Source organism: Treponema sp. (genome assembly GCF_045641405.1).
In the GTDB taxonomy this organism is placed as follows: Bacteria; Spirochaetota; Spirochaetia; order Treponematales; family Treponemataceae; genus Treponema_D.
Window position 1 is genome coordinate 1 of the sequence record NZ_JAZUGX010000034.1, and the last position, 22,796, is coordinate 22,796.

General features: G+C 42.0%; 23 protein-coding genes. 13 read left to right on the forward strand and 10 right to left on the reverse strand.

Annotated elements, in window-relative coordinates:
• Positions 1-226: hypothetical protein (locus tag ACKI39_RS04650; protein ID WP_407398133.1), on the reverse strand; the 226-nt coding region annotated here is incomplete at its 3' end.
• Positions 227-818: 592 nt separating this feature from the next.
• Here ACKI39_RS04650 and ACKI39_RS04655 point away from each other — a divergent pair.
• The 6 genes from ACKI39_RS04655 to ACKI39_RS04680 all read left to right on the forward strand — a co-directional run bounded on the left by ACKI39_RS04655 (position 819) and on the right by ACKI39_RS04680 (position 6,186).
• Positions 819-1,421 (forward strand): urease accessory protein UreH domain-containing protein, encoded by a 603-nt coding sequence (locus tag ACKI39_RS04655; protein WP_407398135.1) that lies wholly within the window; start codon positions 819-821, stop codon positions 1,419-1,421.
• Between the two features lie 12 nt (positions 1,422-1,433).
• The gene (locus ACKI39_RS04660) at positions 1,434-2,600 is read left to right on the forward strand and encodes a 4Fe-4S binding protein (RefSeq protein ID WP_407398137.1); all 1,167 of its coding nucleotides are present in this window, start codon (positions 1,434-1,436) and stop codon (positions 2,598-2,600) included.
• Between the two features lie 13 nt (positions 2,601-2,613).
• Positions 2,614-3,777, forward strand: coding sequence for a tetratricopeptide repeat protein (locus ACKI39_RS04665; protein WP_407398139.1), 1,164 nt, complete (start codon positions 2,614-2,616; stop codon positions 3,775-3,777).
• A 23-nt stretch (positions 3,778-3,800) separates the two neighbouring features.
• Entirely contained in the window at positions 3,801-4,238 is a 438-nt protein-coding gene (locus tag ACKI39_RS04670; protein WP_318690501.1) for a LytTR family DNA-binding domain-containing protein, read from the forward strand.
• 14 nt (positions 4,239-4,252) lie between these two features.
• Positions 4,253-4,693 carry a hypothetical protein gene (locus ACKI39_RS04675; protein ID WP_407398141.1) on the forward strand — a complete coding sequence of 147 codons (441 nt, stop codon included), beginning with the start codon at positions 4,253-4,255 and terminating at the stop codon, positions 4,691-4,693.
• Between the two features lie 200 nt (positions 4,694-4,893).
• Positions 4,894-6,186: a PP2C family protein-serine/threonine phosphatase gene (locus ACKI39_RS04680; RefSeq protein ID WP_407398143.1), complete on the forward strand. Its 1,293-nt coding sequence runs from the start codon at positions 4,894-4,896 to the stop codon at positions 6,184-6,186.
• Between the two features lie 147 nt (positions 6,187-6,333).
• On the opposite strand, the gene ACKI39_RS04685 is transcribed toward ACKI39_RS04680, so the two are convergent.
• Together ACKI39_RS04685 and rpoN are read right to left on the reverse strand one after the other, a co-directional pair.
• Positions 6,334-6,624, reverse strand: a complete 291-nt coding sequence (locus tag ACKI39_RS04685) for an HPF/RaiA family ribosome-associated protein (RefSeq protein ID WP_407398145.1) — start codon at positions 6,622-6,624, stop codon at positions 6,334-6,336.
• 158 nt (positions 6,625-6,782) lie between these two features.
• Positions 6,783-8,234 (reverse strand): RNA polymerase factor sigma-54, encoded by a 1,452-nt coding sequence (gene rpoN, locus ACKI39_RS04690; RefSeq protein ID WP_407398147.1) that lies wholly within the window; start codon positions 8,232-8,234, stop codon positions 6,783-6,785.
• A gap of 93 nt (positions 8,235-8,327) precedes the next feature.
• On the opposite strand from rpoN, the gene ACKI39_RS04695 reads away from it, so the two are divergent.
• The 4 genes from ACKI39_RS04695 to ACKI39_RS04710 are packed head-to-tail and all read left to right on the forward strand — an operon-like array spanning position 8,328 to position 12,094.
• Positions 8,328-9,650: a DUF1015 domain-containing protein gene (locus ACKI39_RS04695; protein WP_407398149.1), complete on the forward strand. Its 1,323-nt coding sequence runs from the start codon at positions 8,328-8,330 to the stop codon at positions 9,648-9,650.
• A 27-nt stretch (positions 9,651-9,677) separates the two neighbouring features.
• A complete protein-coding gene (locus ACKI39_RS04700) occupies positions 9,678-10,307 on the forward strand; it encodes a hypothetical protein (RefSeq protein ID WP_407398151.1) in 630 nt (209 codons plus the stop codon).
• A gap of 58 nt (positions 10,308-10,365) precedes the next feature.
• On the forward strand, positions 10,366-11,121 hold the full coding sequence (locus ACKI39_RS04705) for a ParA family protein (RefSeq protein ID WP_407398153.1): 756 nt from the start codon (positions 10,366-10,368) through the stop codon (positions 11,119-11,121).
• Entirely contained in the window at positions 11,114-12,094 is a 981-nt protein-coding gene (locus tag ACKI39_RS04710) for a ParB/RepB/Spo0J family partition protein (RefSeq protein ID WP_407398155.1), read from the forward strand. The genes ACKI39_RS04705 and ACKI39_RS04710 overlap by 8 nt, the downstream gene beginning before the upstream one ends.
• Before the next feature lie 64 nt (positions 12,095-12,158).
• Here the strand turns inward: ACKI39_RS04710 and ACKI39_RS04715 are convergent, their stop codons facing one another.
• Positions 12,159-13,484 (reverse strand): MATE family efflux transporter, encoded by a 1,326-nt coding sequence (locus tag ACKI39_RS04715; protein ID WP_407398157.1) that lies wholly within the window; start codon positions 13,482-13,484, stop codon positions 12,159-12,161.
• A gap of 80 nt (positions 13,485-13,564) precedes the next feature.
• Positions 13,565-14,809, reverse strand: coding sequence for an HD-GYP domain-containing protein (locus ACKI39_RS04720; RefSeq protein ID WP_407398159.1), 1,245 nt, complete (start codon positions 14,807-14,809; stop codon positions 13,565-13,567).
• 91 nt (positions 14,810-14,900) lie between these two features.
• Here ACKI39_RS04720 and ACKI39_RS04725 point away from each other — a divergent pair, with 91 nt between their 5' ends.
• On the forward strand, positions 14,901-16,052 hold the full coding sequence (locus ACKI39_RS04725) for a lipoprotein TP_1001-related protein (RefSeq protein ID WP_407398161.1): 1,152 nt from the start codon (positions 14,901-14,903) through the stop codon (positions 16,050-16,052).
• 10 nt (positions 16,053-16,062) lie between these two features.
• Here the strand turns inward: ACKI39_RS04725 and ACKI39_RS04730 are convergent, their stop codons facing one another.
• The 4 genes from ACKI39_RS04730 to ACKI39_RS04745 are packed head-to-tail and all read right to left on the reverse strand — an operon-like array spanning position 16,063 to position 18,715.
• Positions 16,063-16,782 (reverse strand): tRNA-uridine aminocarboxypropyltransferase, encoded by a 720-nt coding sequence (locus tag ACKI39_RS04730; protein WP_407398163.1) that lies wholly within the window; start codon positions 16,780-16,782, stop codon positions 16,063-16,065.
• Positions 16,782-17,267, reverse strand: coding sequence for a flagellar export chaperone FlgN (gene flgN / locus ACKI39_RS04735; RefSeq protein WP_407398165.1), 486 nt, complete (start codon positions 17,265-17,267; stop codon positions 16,782-16,784). Before flgN ends, ACKI39_RS04730 begins: the two co-directional genes overlap by 1 nt.
• Positions 17,268-17,300: 33 nt before the next feature.
• Complete coding sequence (gene fliS, locus ACKI39_RS04740; protein WP_407398167.1) at positions 17,301-17,759, reverse strand: flagellar export chaperone FliS; 459 nt, start codon at positions 17,757-17,759, stop codon at positions 17,301-17,303.
• Positions 17,760-17,812: 53 nt separating this feature from the next.
• Positions 17,813-18,715 (reverse strand): hypothetical protein, encoded by a 903-nt coding sequence (locus tag ACKI39_RS04745; protein ID WP_407398169.1) that lies wholly within the window; start codon positions 18,713-18,715, stop codon positions 17,813-17,815.
• Positions 18,716-18,793: 78 nt separating this feature from the next.
• Between ACKI39_RS04745 and ACKI39_RS04750 the strand changes: the two genes are divergently transcribed.
• Together ACKI39_RS04750 and ACKI39_RS04755 are read left to right on the forward strand one after the other, a co-directional pair.
• Positions 18,794-20,584 (forward strand): proline--tRNA ligase, encoded by a 1,791-nt coding sequence (locus ACKI39_RS04750; protein ID WP_407398171.1) that lies wholly within the window; start codon positions 18,794-18,796, stop codon positions 20,582-20,584.
• 112 nt (positions 20,585-20,696) lie between these two features.
• Positions 20,697-21,764 carry a DUF7954 domain-containing protein gene (locus ACKI39_RS04755; protein ID WP_407398173.1) on the forward strand — a complete coding sequence of 356 codons (1,068 nt, stop codon included), beginning with the start codon at positions 20,697-20,699 and terminating at the stop codon, positions 21,762-21,764.
• 47 nt (positions 21,765-21,811) lie between these two features.
• Here ACKI39_RS04755 and ACKI39_RS04760 read toward each other — a convergent pair whose 3' ends face one another.
• Positions 21,812-22,711, reverse strand: coding sequence for a GerMN domain-containing protein (locus ACKI39_RS04760; protein ID WP_407398175.1), 900 nt, complete (start codon positions 22,709-22,711; stop codon positions 21,812-21,814).
• Positions 22,712-22,796: the final 85 nt, after the last annotated feature.

Below are 22,796 nucleotides of genomic sequence, written 5' to 3' on the forward strand. Positions count from 1 at the left end.
GTCGGAAAACAGGTGAAAAATCAGGGTTCGGCCCATCAATGGTAATTTGTATGCCTACGGCGCAAACAATCCGATCAAGTATTCTGACCCCACGGGCATGTGGATTAATAATAGTGATGGTTCCTATACTGCACACGGAAAAGATGAAAATGACATCAAGAGTAGAAATAAAATCTTTTATACTGAGAATTAGTGCACTAGTATTGACTGTTTTATTGTTCTTCATGGGATTTTTTTTACTTGTTTCAAATGCATATGAGACCGTTTTTCAATGCATTGCGGGAACAGTTTTCTGCTTTTCTCTTTGTCTGTTTATTATTCTCACATCTTTTTCTACTTCTATTTCATACTTTGAAGAGTGTATAGAAATTAGGATATTGTGGATAAAACGCAGGGAGGATTATTCAGTTCTTTCAAATGTTATGCTTAGTCACTACATTGGAGGATATTGGATTAATACTTTAGATAATAGGCATTATCATATATGGCTGCCAGGAACAAAAGCGATGGTGTTAAAAATGTGCGAAGAAATAAAAAAGCACAATAAAAACTTTAACTCATATATAATAACGTAGAAATTTTTGCTTATTCACCAATTGAAATTGTTTGATATTTTCCTCCGAAATATCGGAGACAGCTTACAGGTGAAAGCTTTGCCCGTTTAGGAGCCAATACCTGACATGACTTTCGCCGCAAGAATTGCACGGTAATTCTTGAACAGCTGAAAAAGACATGTTTTCCTGCATCTTACCCCATAATTCCTGCAACTTGCATTTTTTCATATTCCCTTCTGAACCATGGGGCGTTATAGTGGGCTCATGGTTTTAGAAGCAATAGCACTTGGTTTTTCAACGGGAACTTACTGCACCATGTACTGCGCGCCGGTACTTGTGCCGTTCCTGTTCTGTTCAAAGAAAGATGGTTTTACAAGAAATGCGGCCCTTACGGGAATTTTCCTTGGCAGCCGTCTTTTGACATATTTTATCCTTGGCATAATTCTTTCATGCCTTGGACTTCTTGCAGGGGAATTCTTTGATCCTTCTTTTGCAAGGAAACTTTCCTATTATGCCTACATCCTTTGCGGCATAAGCCTTCTTTTCAACAGCAGATGTTCCCATGGATGCCGCTTTGAAAAGCTGTCGAATGATTATGCGACTGCAGTCATTACGGGGCTTTCCGTAGGACTTCATATCTGTCCTCCACTTTGGACCGCCATGTTCAGAACCATGAACGGTGGAAAGACAGGATTCCTTTACATGATCTTCTTTTACGTCGGATCCCTTCCGTATTTTATTCCGTATCTTGGAATTCCTTTTGCGGCGATAAAAGTTCCGTCTTTGAAAAGAGTAGCACGGGTGACAAAAATACTCCTTGCGTTTTACTACATCTTTTTTGTGGGACTCATTCCACTTGTATTCTAGGAGGGTGCATCCATGAAAGCAATTTTAATCATCCAGTCAATCATGATGTCCTTTGTCATCCTGTTTTTTGTGGTACTTGGAAATAATTTTTCCGTATACAGCCTGATCTATGCAGCTTTCCTTCTTTTCTGTTTTGCAAGAATGACCTTTCTTGAACAGAAGAAAAAGGGCAGCGGAATGAAATACAGAAGGTTATGCCTGAGCCTTTATGCAGTGTTCTTTTGCATTGGATTCATCAATGAACTCATCGTGTCGCGTGGATCCATGGCGATTACAAATGAAGCTTTTTCCAACGCGGAACTTCCTTTCTGTCATATTACAATACCTCAGGTCCTTGCGCCATTCGTCATTACGAAGAACATTGTTTTTCCTGCACGGATTACGGGTCACTATGCTGCGGTTGCCGGAATGCTCTGCATCTGGTTCATGTTCACAGTAACCCTTGGACGCGGCTGGTGCAGCTGGGTCTGCTTCTACGGAGGTTGGGATCAGGGGTTTGCTTCCATTGCAAAAAAGCCAAAGATCAATCTTCTTTCAAAAAATCGTGAGATAAGGGAATTCCAGTTTGGTTTCTTTGCTTTCATCGTTCTGGGGTCCCTTGGTGCCATGGCGGCGATCTACTGCGAGTGGTTCTGTCCGTTCAAACTGGTGACGGAATACCAGCCCTTTGATTCCATACCTGCCATAATCGGAGGCATTATTTTCATAGGCCTTTTCGTTGCCCTTGTAATCGTCCTTCCGCTTCTGACAAAAAGAAGGACTCAGTGCAGCATGTTATGTCCTTTCGGGGCTTTTGCTTCACTTACAGACAGGTTCAGCGCCTTCCGTGTAAAGATAGACACGGATAAATGCAAAGGGTGCTTGAAGTGCGCAAAGTCATGCCCATTTGGTGCCATCGACATTACGACAATCAGGGAGAAAAAAGGAAAGCCTGAGATTACCTGCGCAAAGTGCGGAGAGTGCATGGGTGTCTGCAGTGAAAATGCCATCAGCTATGACTTTAGGTTTACTAAAAAATGCGGCAGACCGGCTCCCTCTACAAAGATCGGTAAAGCGGTACAAGCGTTCCTTGATCCAGCCCTTCTGTTCCGTTTTGCGGCCTTCAGTTTCTTTGTGGTTATGTCGGGAAGTTTTTCTGTGAAATCCATGGAGTTAATCGTTAGTTTCATTACAGCTTAAAGTGAGGTATAAGATGAAGAGTTTGAGATTTTATTTAAGTGCAGCGTTGGTAAGTATTTCCTGTTTTGTTGGAATTCCAATGATGTTTATCGGTGAAGATTTCATGGGGGATCTTGTTGCGAAAAAACTGGATTTAAAAGTCAGTCCAGGTTTTACTGGTGGAATACTTGCGCGCGATTTTATCGATGAAATTGATGACTGCAAAAACCTTAAAGAATACAAGGTTTATCAGCCTGTTTACGATGCCGTCTGGCAGCAGAATCCAGATTACTGGCAGATAGAGCAGCGCTATGATATGGACGCAAGGTCTTTTTCTTCCGTCAATGTAATTCTTAAAAATGATTACGGGGATGAATATACTCTGAGCATCGGAGAGGACAGAACTGTTCTATTGGATCAAAATGGAAAACTTGTCTGTGCCTGTGAAAACTATTTCATGGAAAATGGAAAAGTGATAAAGACAAGAATTCCGCTTGAAGAAAAAAGGCTGCAGAAATTCTACACGACGGAAAATACTATGCATAGCATCTATGTTGAGGACGGCATTCAGATGTCACAGTGCGTCAACATGAAATCAAAGGAGAATAAAAAGAACATGAAGGAAATCATAGAAAACATCAAGAATAGCTACTATGACATGAAGAATGAAAATCCAGTAAATGAGCATAAGACAGGTAATGAAGCTTTCGATAGGGCTTACTTTTTATTTTCAGAAGGAAGTGAAGATCAGGCTGAACCTTTGTTTAAGGCTCTTGTGGAAAAGAATGAAAACGATCCGATCGCGAATGCCTATTATGGATCCTGTCTTGCCATCAGAGGTGGAAAATCCAATGTCTTTTCTGCCATGGGACTTGTAAAAAAGGCCTTCGTTTATCTTGATCGTGGTGTTGAGCTTTCCACTGGTAAGGAATCAGAATTTGAGGCTCTCATGAACCGTGCGGAGGTAAGCGTTTCCGTTCCAAATGCAGTTTTTGGAAAAGCAGAGCAGGGAGCCATGGATTTCATCAGGTGTGCCGAACTCTATGAAAAAAAGGCACAGGAGGCAATAATGTCAGAAAAGGACAAACTTGTCATTGCATACTGTTATGCTTCTGCCGCTGAATGTCATCTCATCTGTAAAAAGGAATCAGAGGCTGCCTTGTGCCTTAAGAAAGGTGAGAAAATATTGTCGCTGTGATATAATGAGCCTCAGGTAGTTGTATGAAAGTGACCATATTGGATTGCCCAGAAGGGCAGGAAGAAGAAATCATCGTTAAATGCTGTGCTCTGGATGACAGGCTTGTAAGCCTCATCAATTCATTTAAAGCTAAAAATGAAAAACTGGTTTTCTATAAAGGTGAGAACATGGTCTTTATAGATCAGAAAGATATTTTTTACATAGAAAGCATCGATGATTTGGTCTTTGCCTATACGACCAATGGAACCTTTGAGTCAAAGGAAAAACTATATCAGCTTGAACAGTATCTTTCACCCAAAAGTTTCATGCGGGCAAACAAATCTACCATATTGAATCTCAATCAGGTAAAGAGCCTTTCACCAGCCTTTGGTAGCAGGTTTGAGGCGATACTAAAAAATGAATGTAAGATAATCATTTCAAGAAATTATGTGCCAGTGCTAAAGGATATGCTTGGACTTTGAGGAGAGTAATAATCATGAACAGAGATTTCATAAGTAAACTAATATTAAAATTTTCAGTCATCAACACATTGGTCTTCATTTTTTCAAGTCTCTTCATCCTGGTGTTCTGGGGCTTCGATGTAAACCTTAACCTTCCGTATGTTTTCGGATGCCTTGGACTTTCTTTTTTCCTTGCATTGCTTAACTGTCTTCTTGAAATAAAGGACAACACATCAAAGTCAAAGGCTCTTTTATATAATGTTCTTTTCTTTATAATGGTCAATGCATCCGTAGTTTCCATGGGATTATGGCTCAAGTGGTTTGATTTCAAGGATCTTGGCATGATCTGTGGATTCGAAGTGACCATTCTTGTTGTCTATGGCATTGCAGGCTTCTTCAATTGGTACGCAGGCTGCATCATGGCAAACAAGATGAATGACAGATTGAGCAAGCTCAAGGAAGAGTCAGATGATTAAAAGAACTGACAGTATCTTCACTTTTCTGACATTAAAAAAATCCTAATTCCTGCAGTTTTTACGGTTGTTTCTTCCATGACAGATAGGAAAAATCCTAATTTTTAACAACTAATTCCATATCTATATTGATGATGGTGATTTAATATGATGATGGGAGTGAATTTATACTTAGTATTTTATAAAGTTTGTGGGAGAAAATTATGTCGGGAGTGGAAAGCGAATTCATTGATGCAATGGAGTTTACAGGCGAGCAGGAGGTTGTTCGTAACGAAAACGGAACTGAAAATTTTGCCAAGGATTTTTCTCCAAAGCAGATTGGATCAATTGCAAAATACATTGAACCTGTAAACGGCAGTGCAACCATAGATACTTTAATAGAGATGTTTGAACGGAACCCTGATCTTCGTGCGGTTCCAGTCGAAGAATATGATAGGGTTGTCGGTATCATTGATAGACATACTGTAGAAGAAGCGACTTCTACAGCTTTCAAGCGTTTCATGTCACGCACAATCATTGAAATGACGACAAAGGTCAGCGTAATTTTCCAGGCAAAAGACTATATCGAAAAGACCCTTGGTAGAATCTCTGAACTCAACAAGAAATTCGGCATGGTTTATTTCCCTGTATTTGACAGGAGAAACTTCTTTGGTATTGTTGCCCTTGATGAATTCCTTGACCGTATGGATGAAATCAGAAAACAGGATCTGGATAAAGCAAGTCAGATCCAGAGGTCCCTTTTCCCGTCTACAGACGATCTTTCAAAATTCCAGTTTGGCATTACTTGCTGGAACAGAATGGCAAATACCTTGGGAGGTGACTTCTATAAGACATTCAAGCTTGGAGAATTCCAGTCGCTTATATGTTGCTGCGATGTTTCTGGAAAGAATGTTGCCGCTTCCTTGCTTACTGTTGCCGCCATTTCATTTTTTGAAGCCCGCAGAAAGCTTCCTAACATTTCTCTTGATCCTGTAGATATTCTTTCAGAGTTCGATGATTACCTTCAGGATGTTGTTCCTGTTGGAAACTTCATAACAGGTGTCTTTGTCTATATTGATCTTAAGAAGCATTTTTTCCAGGTCTTCAACTGTGGCCATACTACGACTTACCTTGTCTATGCAAATTCAAGCAAGGATGATCCTAGACCAAAGGTTGCAAGCATAGAACCAAAACTGCCTCCATTTGGAATGGGATCTGTAAAGTCTAATCTGGAGAACTCAAAGAAAGAAGATACAAAGCCTTATCTTACCCTTGCCGCCAAGAAGGGAATCCATCTTGAATTGTACTCAGATGGTTTGACAGATATGGTCAATGAAGATGGATTCAGGTTTGAAGATCAGAATGCAAAGAATTTCTTCATCGATCTTTATACAAAACCGACTGCAGATGTTGCCAAGGAAATCAAGTACTGCGTAGATAACTACATAGGAAACAGTATGCTTCCAGATGATATAACGGTCATTGACATCAGGTTTGATTCAATGCTGTTCGTATAAGTCAATCAGTTAAAAACAATTTAAAAAAGATTTAAAAAAACAAAGGACCGTCTGTTGGGAATTGCACCTCTCCTTGTAGACGGTCCTTCTTTTTTAGGGATGAACAACAGGTGCTCATCCCCTATATGCAGGTTTCAGTCATTGAAATTACTTCTTTTCCTGAACCTTATCCTTATCCTTCTTAACCTTCTGATCAAGAACATCCATCATTTTGTTGAGTGCAGCTGCAAAATCAAAATCATCGCCTGTAACGTGTGCGTTTGCACCCCAGCGATAGTTTACAGTTGTATCAAAATAGAATTTCTTGTCTTCCTTTACGTGAATGATAAGGTCCACGATAAGGTTCTCTGCGTAGCTGATTCTTTCAAGCTTCTTGTTGATAAGTTCCTGCTGGTCCTTGTCGAGTGTAAAGCCCTGTGCTGAAATTGATGTCTTCATGGTAGTACTCCTTGTGTAGTATTTTTATATGTCCAGCAAACTGCCGTACCCAAACCTTCTATCAAGGTTATATATATATTATAACACTTAATTTTAAAAAATCAAAATTTAAAATAATTTTAAAAATAGGAAGGATTGTATAAGTATTGGACATGGAATCATCTATTGTATGAAGATTCTATGTTCAGCAGATTTCTGTATTTTGCGATGGTGCGGCGTGCAATTTTAATTCCCTGCTTTCCCAATGCTTCTACGATTTTCTGGTCGCTGAGTTTTTTTCCGCTTGTGTTTTCCTCAATGATCTGCTTAACAAGAAACAGTACTCTGTCACGGCTTACGGAGCTGTCGCTTGTGGATGCGGCGTTTGTGAAAAAATATTTTATGTTGAACAGTCCCCAGTCGCAGAGAAGGTACTTGCTGTTTGACATTCTGCTTACGGTCGTTTCATGGACTCCAAGTTTATCTGCTATGTCCTGGAGTTTAAGTGGGGAAAGATGACCAGGTCCCTTTTTAAAGAATTCAAGCTGAATCCTGACGATCTCCGAGCATGCCCTGAGCATGGTGTTCTGTCGGTATGCTATTGCTTCCATCAGTTCCTTTGCCTTGGTGATCTTTTCCGACAGCTCTTTCCTTTCGTCGTCGCTAAGGTCTTTTGATTCAAGAAGCTTCATGTCCTCGTCGTTGATTGAGATGGGAGGAATGCTTTCATCGTTCATTCTTATGTTGAGAAGAATTTCACTGTCACCTATTGTTGTCGCATCGTCTGGAATGTCGTTGTCTTCAATTTTTTCGACATGGACATCAGGTGATATGTAGTGGGTTTCTGTTGTGGAGAAGTCTCGCGCAGGAAAAGGGTCAAGACGGCGTATGAAAAGCAATGCCTTCTCGATTTCTTCTTCACTTAAAGTAAAGTCCGTATACCGCATCGATGCTTCCGTAAGTCCAATCATCTTTTTATGACCGTCAAGATATTTTTTTATCTTTGTAAGAATTCTATCTGGCTTTGGAGGATCAAGGTAGTTCAGCCTTCCATCCAGCAGAAACAGAGCAAGTTCAGGTGCGTCCCCTGATTGCTTTGCCTGGACGAACAGGCTTTCTTCCATGTTCTTTACGCAAAGTCCAGGTGGATCAAACTGCTGTATTCTTGCCATGCATTTTTCAAGAAGACCGATGGTGTGGCTTCTGTTTTTCTTGTCCAAAAGGGAAACAGGGGCAAGAAAATGGAATCCTTTGGAATCCAGATTGTATATAAGTTTTTCGCATAGCTCAAATTCCGCAGGAGGAAGGTTGAGCATATTGAGCTGGCTTAAAAAATGCTCGGTGATGGACTTTCTTGTGTCGGCATGGGCTTCCAAGGCTGCCTGGTGTGACTCTGAGGCAAGCTCCCCTTTTGTTGAAGATGACGAGATTCTTAGATTGTCCTTAGGCATCCTTCCTTTTCTGTTCATCATGTCTCCGATTAAAATAGAAGGATTTTCTTCTGCTGCCTTTCTTATTTCAGCGTTTAGGTCCTGGGAAGACATGGAGAGGATGCTGAGAGAATGAATTTGCTTCTGGCTCATTACCTGAACCTGTTTTTGAAGCTGCCGTTGCTGTAAATTCATCGCCATGGATTCATTGTAAATTAAAAACATAAAGTTGGGTAGACTTGAGTATGTTTTACCCTGTTACAAATTCATAGGGTTTCTGCTATAATGTTTTCCATGAATAATTTTGACAAGTTTGGAATTAAGGTTCCTGGCATTCTTTTGCCACGCGACAAGAAGTTGGACTCATGGAGTGTAATTGCCTGTGATCAGTATACGCAGGATATGGAGTATTGGAAAAAGGTTTCTGATGCAGCAGGATCAAATCCTTCAACCTTGAACCTTATTCTTCCAGAGGTTTACCTTGGTTCTCCAGACAGAAAGGAGCGCCTTGAAAAAATCCGTAGTGCAATGTCTGACTATGTTTCAAGCAATGTCTTTGACGAGGAAACTGAAGAATTCATATATGTAGAACGCACTTCTGCCTACGGAAGAACAAGAAAGGGGCTTGTATGTGCAATTGATCTTGATACCTACGAGTGGAAGCCTTTCAGTAAGAATCTTATCCGTGCAACGGAAGCTACCATTGTTGACCGTATTCCTCCAAGAAAGGAAATCCGAAAAAACGCACCTCTTGAGCTTCCTCATATCATGCTCCTTGTAAATGATCCTGAGCATTGCCTTGTGGAAAAGGCTGGTGACAATGCAAAAAAGAATTCACCAGTCTATGACGGGGATCTTATGCTTGGTGCTGGGCATGTTTCAGGATGGGCTGTAAGATCAGAAGCCGACATGAAGTCCGTATACGAAAGCCTTGATAAGCTCTTCAAGGATAATACGGCTGCTGATGGAAGTACATTCATGTTTGCGGTTGGTGATGGAAACCATTCCCTTGCGACAGCCAAGGCTGTATGGGATGAATATAGAGATGAACTTAGGGCACAAGGAAAATCAGAAGAAGAAATTGCCTGTTCAAATGTGCGCTATGCCCTTGTTGAAATAGTAAACATCTATGACCAAGGCCTTACTTTTGAGCCTATTCACCGTGTACTTTTCAATGCATATCCACAGAAATTGATTTCATACCTTGCGGACAAGCTTGATGGAAAAATCATCGATGAGGACAACCGTGGGGCTCTTGAAGTCAATGTAAAGAATTCAGTTGCGGATTTTGGATTTGTATACAGCGTAGATGGAAAACTTCGCTTTACCCGTATTGCTACTGAAATTACTGATCTTGCCGTAAGTCGTCTTCAGCCAGAACTTGATGAATTCATCAAAAAGTACGACGGCATTGAGATTGACTACATCCATGGAGCTGAAGAAGTGTTCCGTCTTGGACAGAAGGAAAATGCAGTTTCAATTCTTCTTCCTCCAATCGCCAAGGATTCTTTCTTTGACACCATCAGCGGTCGTGGACCTCTTCCACGAAAAAGCTTCAGCATGGGCGAAGCGGATGAAAAGAGATTCTACCTTGAATGCCGTAGACTTTTTGGTTGATTTGCTCTGGAGAACAAGAGGGTTTAGATGGAAATTGAATACATAGATAAAGGTCCAAGCGAGCCTGAGGAGAATTTCATTCTTCCGCAGACGGAAAAGGCAATAAACCAGATCATAGACGAGTTCACATACTTTTTCTCAGTGTGCCGTTTTTTTCTTCAGGTTGTATATATTGTCTACCTGATTCTTCGATTCATATATCTTGAACGATACCAGGTATACACCATGAGTCTTCTTGGAGTGTGTTCAATTCAGTTTATGTTCCTTCTTGTCAGCCTTAAGCAGCAGAAGAAACTCAGCTCGAGGATCGTAAGGCCTGTGCGTTTTGCAAAGCGTCTTGTTTCCCTTGCCGTTGCCGCAATCGTTGCTCTGGATATTTTTGGGGCTGCGGAAACAATTCACAGATGGCAGGCAATAACTGCCGTCCTCATCTGCCTTGGTTGGATTCTTTCACTTGCGGGCGATGTGTTTGCCGCAACGGTTCCACGCTATGCAAGGATGATACTTTCCAGCTTTAAGAAGGATATTGATCCTCAGGCTCTTGCAAGCAGAAGCTTGTCTAAGGTCAAGGAAGCAGCTGGCAACATGGCAAAAAGAAAGGCAGTCAGAAGCTGGCGCAGTCTAAAGACCTGGTTCAACGATCTTATTGATCCTTGATGGTTGAAATTTTCACTTATCGACAACTGACACAAAATAATAGTATAATGGTAGCATTATGGGAAAGGTAATCACACTTGTTAATCAGAAAGGTGGTGTAGGAAAGACTACATCAGCAATCAATATCGGTGCATATATTGCAGAAGCAGGTAAAAAGGTTCTTCTTGTGGATTTTGACAGCCAGGGAAACATGTCGTCTGGTGTTGGCGTAAACAAGAAAAAACCTACAATCTATGAGCTCATGGCGGGACAGGCTTCTTGCGACGAGGCAATCAAGCATACTGCATTGCAGAACCTTGATGTCATCAGTGCATCCATCGATCTTTCTGGTGCAGTCGTAGAACTTGTTGGTCTCGATGACCGTGAATTCTACCTTAAGAATGCGATTGCACCTGTACGCGACAAGTATGACTACATCATCATCGACTGTCCTCCATCTCTTGGACTTCTTACCCTCAACGGTCTTGCTGCGGCAGATGAAGTTCTCGTTCCAATGCAGTGCGAGTACTTTGCCCTTGAAGGTCTTACTCTTCTCCTGCAGACTGTAAAGCAGGTTCAGAACGGAATCAACAAGGACCTTAAGATCGGTGGTATTTTCTTTACGATGTATGACAGCCGTACAAAGCTTGCGGAGCAGGTAGTAAAAGAGGTCATCTCTTATTTCAAAGACTATGTTTTCAATACAATGATTCCAAGAAACATCAAGCTTTCTGAGGCACCTTCCCATGGAGAGCCGATCTGTATCTATGATCCGACATGTATCGGTGCAAAAAGCTATAAGAAACTTGCAGAAGAGGTAATAAGCCGTGGCTAAGCATCAGGGACTTGGTAGAGGCCTTGGAGCCTTAATGCAGGATGCAGAGGACGATTATTCTTCTGTAAAAGCTCCTGTAGAACAGCAGAGCACTGGAGTTCAGCTTAAGGAAACTGCTGTCGCATCGACAAAGACAAATCTTCCAAACGGAATCACCGCAGATGAAAATGGAACCTTGTGGTGCGATCCAAAGCTTCTCAAGCCTAATCCATATCAGCCTCGTACTCATTTTGACGAGGATTACATTTCTGAGCTTTCTGAATCAATCCGTCAGATTGGTGTCCTTCAGCCTGTTACAGTGGAAGATGCTGGTGACGGTACTTTCTACATCATTTCTGGAGAATGCCGTACTCGAGCTTCCCTTAAGGCTGGCGTTGAAAAAATACCAGTTCAGCTCAAGAAGTATTCTGATGAAAAGAAGCTGGTTGTTGCCCTTATCGAAAACATTCAGCGTTCAGATCTCAATCCTGTGGAAGAAGCCCAGGCTTACTACAAGCTGATGGAAATTGCAAACCTCAATCAGGATCAGGTTGCGGAGCGTGTTGGAAAGAACAGGTCTACTGTTGCAAACTGTCTCCGTCTCCTTAAATTGCCAGAGGATATCCAGAAGGCTTTGGTTGAAGACAAGATCACTTCTGGTCATGCCCGTGCTATTCTCAGCCTGGACAATGATACCGACATGAGGATTCTTTATGGAAGAATCCAGGGGCAGGGACTCAATGTTCGTCAGGCAGAGGCTATGGCAAAGGAAATGAAAGATGGTCCATCTTCTTCTGGTCAAGGAACATCAAAGCCTGCCGTGGATAACCGTGATCCAAATCTTATTGCCATTGAAAACAAGATAATAGAACGACTTGGTACAAAGATTCAGATTAAGGGAGATCTTTCAAAAGGCTCTATCACCATCAACTATTATACAGGCGATGATCTTGACCGAATCTTCAAGTTGATTGCCCCTCATGCAAGCCTCTAGGCGTTTGTGAGAATTGCAGACCCTTTGGAATTTAGAGTTCCTGTGGTCTGCTTTTTTTTGCATGTTACTTTTTAAGCCATCTGTTGCTTAGAAAATATACCCAGAATGCAAGGGAAGTTACGGTCCATGTAAGAGGATAGCTGAAAAGAACCATCCTCATGGTCTGGTTTGCTGGCACTGCGATGAAAAGCCATAGAAGACGGAGGGCACAGACACCAAAAACCGTTATCAGTGTAGGGGCAAGACTCTTTCCTGCACCTCTTACCGTACCGCTTAGAATTTCAATGGAAATGTAGACAAAGTAAAAAGGCGCAAGGTATCTAACCATTTCAATACCTTTCTCCAACACTTCCTGGTCGTTTGTAAACAATCTGTATATTCCCTGGGACCAGTTCATGAAGGCAAATACTATGACCGAGGTGGATGCGAGGGAAAGTCCCAATGTGATCCATGTTGCTTTCTTTATCCTGTCATATTGTCCCGCACCGAAATTCTGACCGCTGAACGTAGTGAGGGCTATTCCAAAGGTTGCCGTTGTCATCCAGAAAATTACATCTATCTTTCCGTAGATTGCCCATCCTGCGATGGAATCTGTTCCAAAGAAATTTATGTTTGTCTGTATGATAAGGTTGCTTATGACATAAAGGGATCCCTGTAGTCCTGAAGGAATTCCAAGCCTCATTATACGGCCTAGAATTTTTCTGTCCATCGACATTTTCAACAGGTTCAGGTTGAAGACATCCTTTCTTTTTTGAACCACATTGATGGAAATGATTGCCGATTCAACCTGGCAGAGAACAGTTGCTGATGCCACTCCTGCTATGCCCATGTCAAGTAATATGACAAATGCAAGATCGAGGATTATGTTGGAAAAACAACCGATGATGAGGATGAGCAGAGGAGTCTTTGAGTCTCCTATGCCACGAAGAATTCCAGAACACATGTTGTAGATGAACATTGGTACAAGACCAGAAAAGAAAATCATCAGATAGCGTGCGCTGGAATCAAGAACGGCTTCTGGACATCTTGTTATCGATAATATAGGTCTTGCAAGGGAAATTCCGATGGAAGTCATGACAAGACCACCTGCCAGGCTCATGAGAAGTGATGTCTGAACTGTCTTTTCAAGGGAAGAGGAATCCTTTGCACCAAAACACTGGCTTATGATTACGCCGCCACCATTGGTTATTCCCATGAAGAATCCTACTATGAGCTGCACGAAAACTGCGGAGCTTCCGCCTACTGCAGCAAGAGCTTCCTTGCCGACAAATCGTCCTACGATGACTGCGTCAACTGTATTGTAAAGCTGTTGAAAAAAAGTGCCTAGAAGAATAGGGAAGAAAAATCTAAGAAGTGCCTTGAGGATGTTTCCCTGTGTAATAGCGTTCATGGTTCAATACTATTGAAGTGACCTGAAAAAATCAATTTAAGCCATTCTTTAATGGCTTTTATGGTTCTAGATGGCAAAATCTATAATTCTTCAATAAGTTCAATTTCCTGAGCCTGGTTTTCAAGTTCCTTGATCTTAGGAATCACATTTAAAAGGCTGTCCACAACATCTGGGTCAAACATCTTGCCACGCTCTTCCTTGATTATGTCTATTGCCTTTTCGAGTGGGTAAGATTCCTTGTAATGACGTTTTGAAAGCAAGGCATCAAGAACATCTGCGACCGACATGATCCTTGCACACAGAGGAATCGACTCTCCCATGATTCCCTTTGGATATCCCTTGCCGTCGTAGCGCTCATGATGATGGAGAGCCATCATTTCTGAATACATAAGAAGCTCTTCGTCTATGATTTCAGGGAGATAGCTTCCGATCATGTTATATCCTATTTCAGAATGGGTCTTCATCACTTCGTATTCATCAGCTGTGAGACGTCCTGGTTTCTTGAGGATGTTGTCTGGAATCTGTATCTTACCTATGTCGTGCAAAGGTGCAGCTTCGATGATGATGTTTACGACTTCCCTTGTAAGTATGTTCCTGTATTTTTCTGTCTTTGCAAGTTCCCGTGCAATAAGTTCCACATAGATGCTTGTTCTTTCAATATGCTCACCTGTGAATTTATCCCTGCATTCAACTATGTTGGCAAAGGTCTGGAGTTCCTTTGTCTGCATTCGTCTGATTCTTTCCGTTCTTTCCTGAAGTTCATAAACTGTTTGCCTCAGTATGCTGGTGATCGATGTGCAGGCAAGAAGGAGAATTATGTATTCGATGGTGAATCCAGCAAGAATTGGATTGAAGTATTCCATAGGAGTATCGCTGGTCATATCCACCAGGTACATTGTCCTCGACTTTATGAAAAGGGAAACGACCATTCCAAGGTAACCGACAGTAGATGCGACGATCGTATAGCGTTTGACAAGATAAAGGCAGCTGAAAAGTGTCGCTACGGCATAGGAAATATTCACTCCGATGGCACTGTTTGCACCCATGGCTGAAATGACCACAACTACGCCTAGGAGTCCGTGGTACATGGTGAAGGATCTGCTTACATTCAGCCTGCAGAAAAGAAACATGGAAACGGAGAAGTATATTATCAAAGCCCAGATGATAAGGGTGTAGGTGTATGACATGTTGAAGAAATCAAAATAATGGGCAATAAGGAATATCACACAGACAAAGTTTGAATAGAGGAAAATTTTTGCGATAAGCTTGTTTGCCCTGTCAGTGGTACGGTTTAAGAATTCTTCTTCAATCTCCATTGCTTCCATATTACGCAATTATAACATCATTTCAAAAAAAATCATAAAAAGAATGCATTTTTTATGTTTTTTACGGTTATTAGATATACAGGAGGTTTTAATGAAAAAGTTTCTGTTAAGGACCGTCATTCCCGCTGGCGGTCTTCTGTTTGCCGTTATTCTTGCCGTATGTCCTATGGGATGCAAGGCTGATCTTGATGAAATTGATGTGCTTGATGGTGATTTTTCAGTTCCCCATGTGGAAAAATTCACCGTTACAGGAAGCAGGTCCCTTGAGATGGAATTTACCAAGAAAATCAGGCTTGAGAATGCAAGTGCCTATGACCGTGATGTAGAAAGTCTTTTTTGTGGCGTGGAGGCAACTTATTCGGAGGATGGAAAGACGGTATTTGTTGAAATGACAGACAGTACTGTCATTGGAAACAGGTATGTACTTGAAGGTCTCATCATGGATGAGCACGGAAACAGCCTTACCTTCAGCATTCCATTCCGTGGTTTCAATGATCATCCTGCCAAGGTCATTCTTTCAGAAGTCCGCAACGCCTATGGTACAGCTTCTGTCAAGGATGGTGCAGGCACTTCGCAAAAGGTCCATAGAAGTGAGTATGTGGAAGTCTATGTCCTGGATGGAGGAAATCTTTGCGGTATTGAGGTATGCAGCGCTAACGATGGTGATGACAAGAAATATTCAATGCCAGCGGTGGAAGTGAACTCAGGAGATTACATTACAGTCCACATGCGTACGGTCGATGCAGATGAATTTGATGGAGAAGGAATGGTAAGTGAACTTGGAGATGATCTTACACTTTCAACCCATGAAGATTCCTGCAGCACAGCAAGGGATCTTTGGTCAGATAACACGAAATCATGTTTTGCTGACAGCGATATTGTATATCTTAGAAATTCCTTTAACGGATCGATTCTTGATGCCCTTGTCTATGCAAAGAGCACCTTGGTTTTCTGGAAGGATGCCTATAGCGACATTGCCGATGCAGTGGATCTTAGCGGTGTGTGGGACAGTGAGGTTTTTCCTGAAAATGGAGTCTGCAGCGATTACATAACCACAAGTGCCGCCACCAGAAGTTTTTCCAGACAGAACATAGATGAATGCATTCTTGCCTATGAAAGAAAGGAACCTATTGTGAATGGAAAGAATGTTTGGATGATTACCGCAAATACAGGGTCTGGAAAGAATCTGATCCAGGGAATTACCCCTGGATACAGGAACAGCAGCAACGAATACAGAAAGTAACGGCTAGTGTTCACTTAAAGTCAGGTATGTCCCTTTTCTTTGTGTACTTGTAGTCGTATATATGGGTTGATGCAATCTTGCCGTCGATACGGTCGTTTTCCTTTTGAAGCTGATATTTGATCATTTCCTTGAAGACGTTCATCAGCGGCTCAGGATCAGCATTCCTGTCTGCGATGTCCACCGCCTGCAGCTCCTTGATAAGGTAGTAGCAGGTCTCTATGGTGGAAACGCAATATTCTGCAGGTTCGTGCTTGAATGTGAAGATGCTTTTATACTGCCCTGTAAAAGAGAATTTAGGAAGGCTGTTGATGTTCATGCTGTAGCGTATCATTTTCTTTGAGCAGAACCATGTGGAATCCACGATGAAGGCAAGAAGGGTCTTTCCGTTGAGTGTTTCCTTGAAGCCTTCTTTTCCTGCTGTCCATGCTTCATCTGAGGGATAGAGCAGCACTGGGTAGTACTGTGGATCGTTAATGAGCTGATTGATTCTTTCGTTGTTGGTGAAGTCTATGCCTACAATTATCTCACTGCCAGGAAGACATAGTGACGCAAGCCTTCCAGTACCAGTCTTCTGCTTTCTTGCTTCCTTTGGATGCATGAGAAAAACGAATTTGACTCCGCTTTCTACAGGTGCCGTATATCTGCAGTAGCAGGCTTCCATCGGTCTGTGGCATTTCCAACAAACCTCGCGGTGCTTGATTGGCTCGTCAGGATTCTGTTGTCCACGCATTACACTTCAACCTGAATTCTTGATCCTACTGTTGCAGTCTGTGAATAGACAGATGTGACGGTCCTGTATGGATTTTTGAATTCTGAAATCTGCTGTCTCAATGTAGACATATGCGATTTAAGAAGATTTCTGTTTTTTTCGTTCTGTGCAAGAACCTGCGACTGAAGCTTTGAAAGGTCGGCCTGGATTCTTGAGATTGGAACTGCTTCTGCAGGATTATATGTTGCTGCCTTTGTCTTGTTGTACAGAGCTTCCATTGGAATGATGACCTTCTGAAGAGAGCCGATGTTGGCAACGATTTCCGTTTCAAGCTCGCTGTGGGCAAGCAAAGCCTCTGCGTCTTCTTCAGAAATCTTGCTTTCCTGTGCCTCAAGGACCTTAAGGTATTCCTGGAACTTTGTTCTCTGCTGTTCAAGCAACGAACGGAATCTTTTTAGGATGAGGATGCGTTCATCAAGTTCTGCTTGTGTAAGTTTCTGTTCCATTTTTATTTTCCTCCGAAATTTCTGGTGGATTTCTCAGCCCTGTACGCTGAATGATGGGCTTGTTCCAGGTATCTGTGTAGATGAATTTGCTGTGCTGTTTGATGCTGTGATCCAAGATTCATGGAGCTGGGACAACATGTTGTGGACAAAATCAAGCTTTTCCCTTTTATGGTCCATTGTAGCCTCAAGGATTGTCTTGTTGAAATATACATAGAGGGACATGAGGTTCTTTGCGATTTCTCCGCCCCTGTCCATGTCCAGGCTGATCTGAAGCTCCGTGATGATGTCCATCACTTTCTGAAGATAGTTTCCGTATGACTCAATGTTGTTTGCCTGAATCTTTCCTGTAGGATCAATGAGGGCCATTGCCTTTTCCAGGTTGTTGACTGCGCCTTCGTAAAGCATGACGACCAGTTTCCCCTGGCTTGCTGTCTTTACTCCGATTTCGCGATATGTGTTGTATCCGCCATATGGGTTTGCACCGTATGCCATAATTCCTCCCAATAAAATCTAGTACTACCTTTCAATTATCGGAAGGAAAAAAATCACTTTTTAGAAAAATATTCTGAGAATTCAGGATAGATTTTCAGGTATTCTTCAACTGCCCTGTCGTATTGGGATGCCCGACAGGTGAAGAGAGGCTGGATCTGGTCTAGGTAGAGGAGGTCGGAAGGTGCATATGCTGTTGCCTTGATCTTATTTTTGTTGAACATATTGTTATATTTTGAGGTGCCTGTTGAAAGGATCTTCATTATGTAGCCAGAGCAGGCGAATTTATATTCTTTTTCAAAATATGTTGAATAGTCATCGGCAAGAACAACCTTTTCGTAGTCGTTGTTGTTTTTGAAGTCCGTAGTTTTAAGCAGCTTTCTTGCTTTTCTGTGCTTGAATGGAACTGAAAGTGCGCTGGTCTTTGAGAATTTGAAGTTTTTCTTGGGCGACATTGAGTATTCAAGAAGTGCTTTGCAGTTTTCCCAGTCGCTTTCTGATACAGGAATGGCAAGCACAAGGCATGAAGTTCTGTCCATGTCGATCTTTGAGAAGTAGGGATTTTCCATAGGGCTTCCGAACCTTTCATATTTGACCTGATTTTCTCCTTGCGTGGTGATTCCTATGAAATCATCCTTTAGAGTGTAGTTGAGGGCTGTGTGGGTGTAGGCATCTCCGCTTTCAGACTGTCCCATCCAGCTAGCCAGTGTTCGCCAATAGTAAAGGATTTTTCCGTCCTCGTTGTAGTTGATGTGGTGCATCCTGATGAAAAGGAATTTTTCGTTTTTGAACTGTTCCTTGGTATAGGACAGATTCCTGTTTATGTTTGTGATGTAGTTCTCTGTGTAAGGTTCCGCTTCTTCGAATGCCTTCTGGGCCTTGCTTGTGGTGGTGCAGGAAATGAATCCTAGCGTTCCAAGGGCGATGATTGCAGCGTATAAAAATCTCTTCTTTATCATGGCATGTATTTTATAGAAGAATGATTTTGTGTTCAACATTTTACTTTTTTTTTTGAATTCATTAAAATGTCTTCTATTATGAAAGCATCTCAAATTTCTTTTAGAACATTACGCGAAGCCCCAGCAGAGGCTCAGATTTCAAGCCATCAGCTTATGATGAGAGCTGATCTTATCCGCAAACTTGGCAACGGTCTTTATACATACATGCCGCTCGGACTCAAGGCATACCGCAAGGTTGAAAACATCGTCAAGGAAGAATGGAACAACATCGGTGCACAGGAATTCAAGCCGACAGTTATCGTTCCTGGTGAAATCTGGAAGGAAAGCGGACGCTGGGACACAATGGGGCCACAGATGCTCAAGGCAAAAAACCGCGGTGAACAGGATATGGTTGTTTCACCGACTGCAGAAGAAGCATATACAGCTATCATGCGCCAGGGACTTACTTCATACAAGCAGCTTCCGATCAACGCATACCAGATCAATACAAAGTATCGCGATGAAATTCGTCCTCGCTATGGTGTAATGCGTGGCCGTGAATTCAACATGGCAGACGGATATTCACTTCATGCAGACGACGAATCTCTCGATGCAACATACCAGGACTATGCAAAGGCATACCACAGGATCTTCAAGCGCCTTGGCCTCAAGATCATTCCTGTAAAGGCAGATACTGGTGCCATGGGTGGTTCAGGTTCAGAAGAGTTCATGGTAGAAAGCCCAATCGGTGACGATACTCTCATTCTCTGTGACTGCGGTTATGCTGCAAACGTTGAAAAGGCTGCATGTAAGGAAGATACACCTGAAATGGCAAAGACTGATGCTGCAATTGAAGAAGTTGCAACACCAAATGTTTTCTCAATCGAAGACATGGAAAAATTCTTCGGCACATCTTCAAAGAACTTCATCAAGGCTCTTGTTTACCGCGTAATCAATTCTTCCCTTGACCTTTCAAAGGCTCCACACTGCGAGAACCTTAAGGCTGTGAAGGAAGAAAAGTTTACATTCTATCCTGTTTCATACGCATGCGTTCTTATCCGCGGTGACCTTGAAGTAAACGAAGCAAAGCTTGCGGGGCTTCTCAAGGCTTCTGAAGTTGTTCTTGCAGACGATGAGGAAATCATGATGATCGCTGGTGCTCCACACGGATTCGTAGGCCCTGTAAATGTAAAGTGCCCAATCATCCAGGACCTTAGCGTAAACAACATGCACGATGCTTTTGCGGGTGCAGGTAAGGAAGGATTCCACATCAAGCACGTTGAACCAGGCCGCGACTACACTGCATACATCAACGCTGATGTCCGCACAGTCAAGGAAGGTGATACATGTCCTCATTGCGGCGGAAAGTTCCATACATCAAAAGGAAACGAACTTGGACACATCTTCAAGCTCGGAAAGAAATACACAGAAAGCATGGGCGTTACATACCTTGACAAGAACGGCAAGGCAGCAGTTCCAACAATGGGATGCTACGGAATCGGTGTTGACCGTGTTCTTGCTTCGATCATCGAATGCTTCCACGATGATAACGGAATTGTATGGCCAATGTCGGTTGCTCCATATACGGTTGCCATCGTTCCAATCAAGTACAAGGATGCAATGAAGGATGCCGCAGACAAGCTTTATGCAGATCTCAAGGCAGCTGGCGTTGAAGTTGTTCTTGATGACCGTGACGAACGCCCAGGTGTCAAGTTTGCCGATGCGGACCTTATCGGATATCCTATTCGCGTTACAGTAGGCGACAAAAACCTTCCAAACGTTGAAATCAAGATGCGTAACCAGGCAGACCCTGTGCTTGTTCCATTAGAAGAAGCAGGTGCAAAGATTGCTGAAATCGTAAAGGCAGAGCTTGATAAGCTAAACAATTAGTAATTAATAATTCATAATTCATAATTCATAATTCACAATTCACAATTCACAATTCACAATTATTAATTCTTAATTATGAATTGTGAATTAATAATTGCAAGGTGGCGGACTAATGAACACGAGAATTTTTAAAAAGATATTTGCGGCATTTACACTGATGTTTGTTACAATGCTATCCCTTGCGTCCCTCCCTGGAGTAAAGCAATATATTCCTGATGTTTCAGGCGAATATGTTTACTACCAGGACAGCAGCTTCAAGAATGAGACTGTTGTTGGGTTCCTTTATTTCGACGACAGTACCTATGCTGCCCGTATCTATTCTGCAGCAAATGCAAAGACAAAGTCCACTGAAAAAGACATCACCATTTATGTCAATGTGGATCCTTCTAAGTCAGGCTTTACTTTGACAGGAGAAAAAATTGACGGAACTGTTGAAGGCAATTCTGATCTTGTAAATTACCTTCACGACATGCTCTATGAATTTGCAAAGAGAAGGCAGAATGAGCCCCTTGATTCCATCGAAAACAAGGTTGTGACCGATACCTTTAATCAGTTTGGAGGAAACGTCAAGATAAAGTACAATTCCCTTGTTCCTATTTTCAATATCGAGGAAATTTCCGGGGCAGATGGAAAACCTGTTCTTCAGATTCAGACCTGTGGACTTCTTGTTGATTCTTCTGATACAAGCTTTACTTCGTTCAAGGGAGTTAATGGTCTTCCAAAGGATAAGAAACGTGTTTTTAAGAAAGACAAGCGTTCTGAGGAAGTGGAAGTAAATGGTGGAAGTCAGAAAATCACATTGGATACCCAGTGGCAGCAGTCGATGCAGAACCTGTGGCTTCTTGGGGACTATGCACTTCTTTCAATAAATGAAATGAAGCTTCCAGAAGGAATGGACATAGAACAGGCACTGGATCTTCTTTCAAGAAGATTTACTCAGAGTACTACTCATTCCTATTCCGTATGGCAGCAGGCTAAGGTCACAAGAACGGAAAATAGATTGTCCATCATGAATGTATTCTTCCAGCCTGAAAGCGGCAATGTCACAAGGGATTTTAAGATTGTCACCAGAAAAAGCGACGGAAATTTTGCCATGCTTACATTCACTGTCTTTGACGGTGTATATCAGAAAAGCCGCTTTTATTTCGATACAATCCTTAAGTCTTACAGGGTAGAGTAAATAAAAAAGGCTTTGGAATTATCCAAGGCCTTTATTTTTAGCTTATATTAAAATGAGTTTCTCCCAAGTGGAGTGCCTATCCAAACGCCTTCCTGCCCAAGATATTCTTTTTTCTCACCATCTACAAGGAACTGGACTCCCTCTACTGTAGGAAACGCTGTTGCAGTATAGACTATCTGCTGCAGCTGTCCCCTTAAACCTTCTATTCCATATTCGTTGAATTCAAAGTTTCCACTGAAATTAAGGGTGGCGATTCCATTCTTTACGGAAGCACCGATAAGCTTTGTTCCGCTTGAAACCAAAGTTCTGCATCCAGATTTCTCCTCGCTTGCATTAGGGCCCGAGATGACAGCGTTTATGGCATCGACCAAAGGACTGTCGGATTTTTTCATTTCACGAAGGACTTCCTTTCTTGCGACTGTACCGTTGCTGTTGATTGTCATAAAGAAAAGTTTTAACTTCATTGTTTTTGTGGATGGAGTTGAAACTGCAACTTCCTTCTTTACTATAGTTTCCTTTTTTTCAGTTTTAGGTTCAGTCTTAGGTTTTTCAGTTTTTGGTGCTGTTTCCTTTCCCTTTGCAACTTCAATTGTTTCCTGCTGCTGTTTCTTTGCAGTTTCGTTCTGAGCTTTTACAGGTGATGCTGTTTTGGGAGTTTCAGCTACAGTTGAATTAAGGTCAATTTCTACAGGACCAATAGGCTCGACTTCATTTTTTCTCTCTGCCTGGACTGTCTCAGGTTCTTCTGCTTTTTCTACGAATTCAGGTGTTTTAAGACCAGTCTTGTTGAAAAAACCAGTAGCCTTAAGATTATTTGCAATTTTATTTTGATTGATAATAAAAAGTACAAGGATTATCAGCGCCGCAACAACCCAGATTGCAAAACCGATTCCCGAAGTCTTCTTGGACGATTTCTTTTTATTTTCCGATTTTTCTTTCTTCTGCATGGTTAAAGTATAACAGAAAATGGGGGATTTGTAACTATTCCTGTGCGTCAGAGGGGACAGACCCCTGACGAAAGCTTTGCGGTAA

Bases quoted from the DNA above. Each gene is read 5' to 3' on its own strand.
- ACKI39_RS04655 (WP_407398135.1), top strand. From the start codon at position 819: ATGGTTTTAGAAGCAATAGCACTTGGTTTTTCAACGGGAACTTACTGC.
- ACKI39_RS04660 (WP_407398137.1), top strand. From the start codon at position 1,434: ATGAAAGCAATTTTAATCATCCAGTCAATCATGATGTCCTTTGTCATC.
- ACKI39_RS04665 (WP_407398139.1), top strand. From the start codon at position 2,614: ATGAAGAGTTTGAGATTTTATTTAAGTGCAGCGTTGGTAAGTATTTCC.
- ACKI39_RS04670 (WP_318690501.1), top strand. From the start codon at position 3,801: ATGAAAGTGACCATATTGGATTGCCCAGAAGGGCAGGAAGAAGAAATC.
- ACKI39_RS04675 (WP_407398141.1), top strand. From the start codon at position 4,253: ATGAACAGAGATTTCATAAGTAAACTAATATTAAAATTTTCAGTCATC.
- ACKI39_RS04680 (WP_407398143.1), top strand. From the start codon at position 4,894: ATGTCGGGAGTGGAAAGCGAATTCATTGATGCAATGGAGTTTACAGGC.
- ACKI39_RS04685 (WP_407398145.1), bottom strand. From the start codon at position 6,624: ATGAAGACATCAATTTCAGCACAGGGCTTTACACTCGACAAGGACCAG.
- rpoN (WP_407398147.1), bottom strand. From the start codon at position 8,234: ATGGCGATGAATTTACAGCAACGGCAGCTTCAAAAACAGGTTCAGGTA.
- ACKI39_RS04695 (WP_407398149.1), top strand. From the start codon at position 8,328: ATGAATAATTTTGACAAGTTTGGAATTAAGGTTCCTGGCATTCTTTTG.
- ACKI39_RS04700 (WP_407398151.1), top strand. From the start codon at position 9,678: ATGGAAATTGAATACATAGATAAAGGTCCAAGCGAGCCTGAGGAGAAT.
- ACKI39_RS04705 (WP_407398153.1), top strand. From the start codon at position 10,366: ATGGGAAAGGTAATCACACTTGTTAATCAGAAAGGTGGTGTAGGAAAG.
- ACKI39_RS04715 (WP_407398157.1), bottom strand. From the start codon at position 13,484: ATGAACGCTATTACACAGGGAAACATCCTCAAGGCACTTCTTAGATTT.
- ACKI39_RS04720 (WP_407398159.1), bottom strand. From the start codon at position 14,809: ATGGAAGCAATGGAGATTGAAGAAGAATTCTTAAACCGTACCACTGAC.
- ACKI39_RS04725 (WP_407398161.1), top strand. From the start codon at position 14,901: ATGAAAAAGTTTCTGTTAAGGACCGTCATTCCCGCTGGCGGTCTTCTG.
- ACKI39_RS04730 (WP_407398163.1), bottom strand. From the start codon at position 16,782: ATGCGTGGACAACAGAATCCTGACGAGCCAATCAAGCACCGCGAGGTT.
- flgN (WP_407398165.1), bottom strand. From the start codon at position 17,267: ATGGAACAGAAACTTACACAAGCAGAACTTGATGAACGCATCCTCATC.
- fliS (WP_407398167.1), bottom strand. From the start codon at position 17,759: ATGGCATACGGTGCAAACCCATATGGCGGATACAACACATATCGCGAA.
- ACKI39_RS04745 (WP_407398169.1), bottom strand. From the start codon at position 18,715: ATGATAAAGAAGAGATTTTTATACGCTGCAATCATCGCCCTTGGAACG.
- ACKI39_RS04750 (WP_407398171.1), top strand. From the start codon at position 18,794: ATGAAAGCATCTCAAATTTCTTTTAGAACATTACGCGAAGCCCCAGCA.
- ACKI39_RS04755 (WP_407398173.1), top strand. From the start codon at position 20,697: ATGAACACGAGAATTTTTAAAAAGATATTTGCGGCATTTACACTGATG.
- ACKI39_RS04760 (WP_407398175.1), bottom strand. From the start codon at position 22,711: ATGCAGAAGAAAGAAAAATCGGAAAATAAAAAGAAATCGTCCAAGAAG.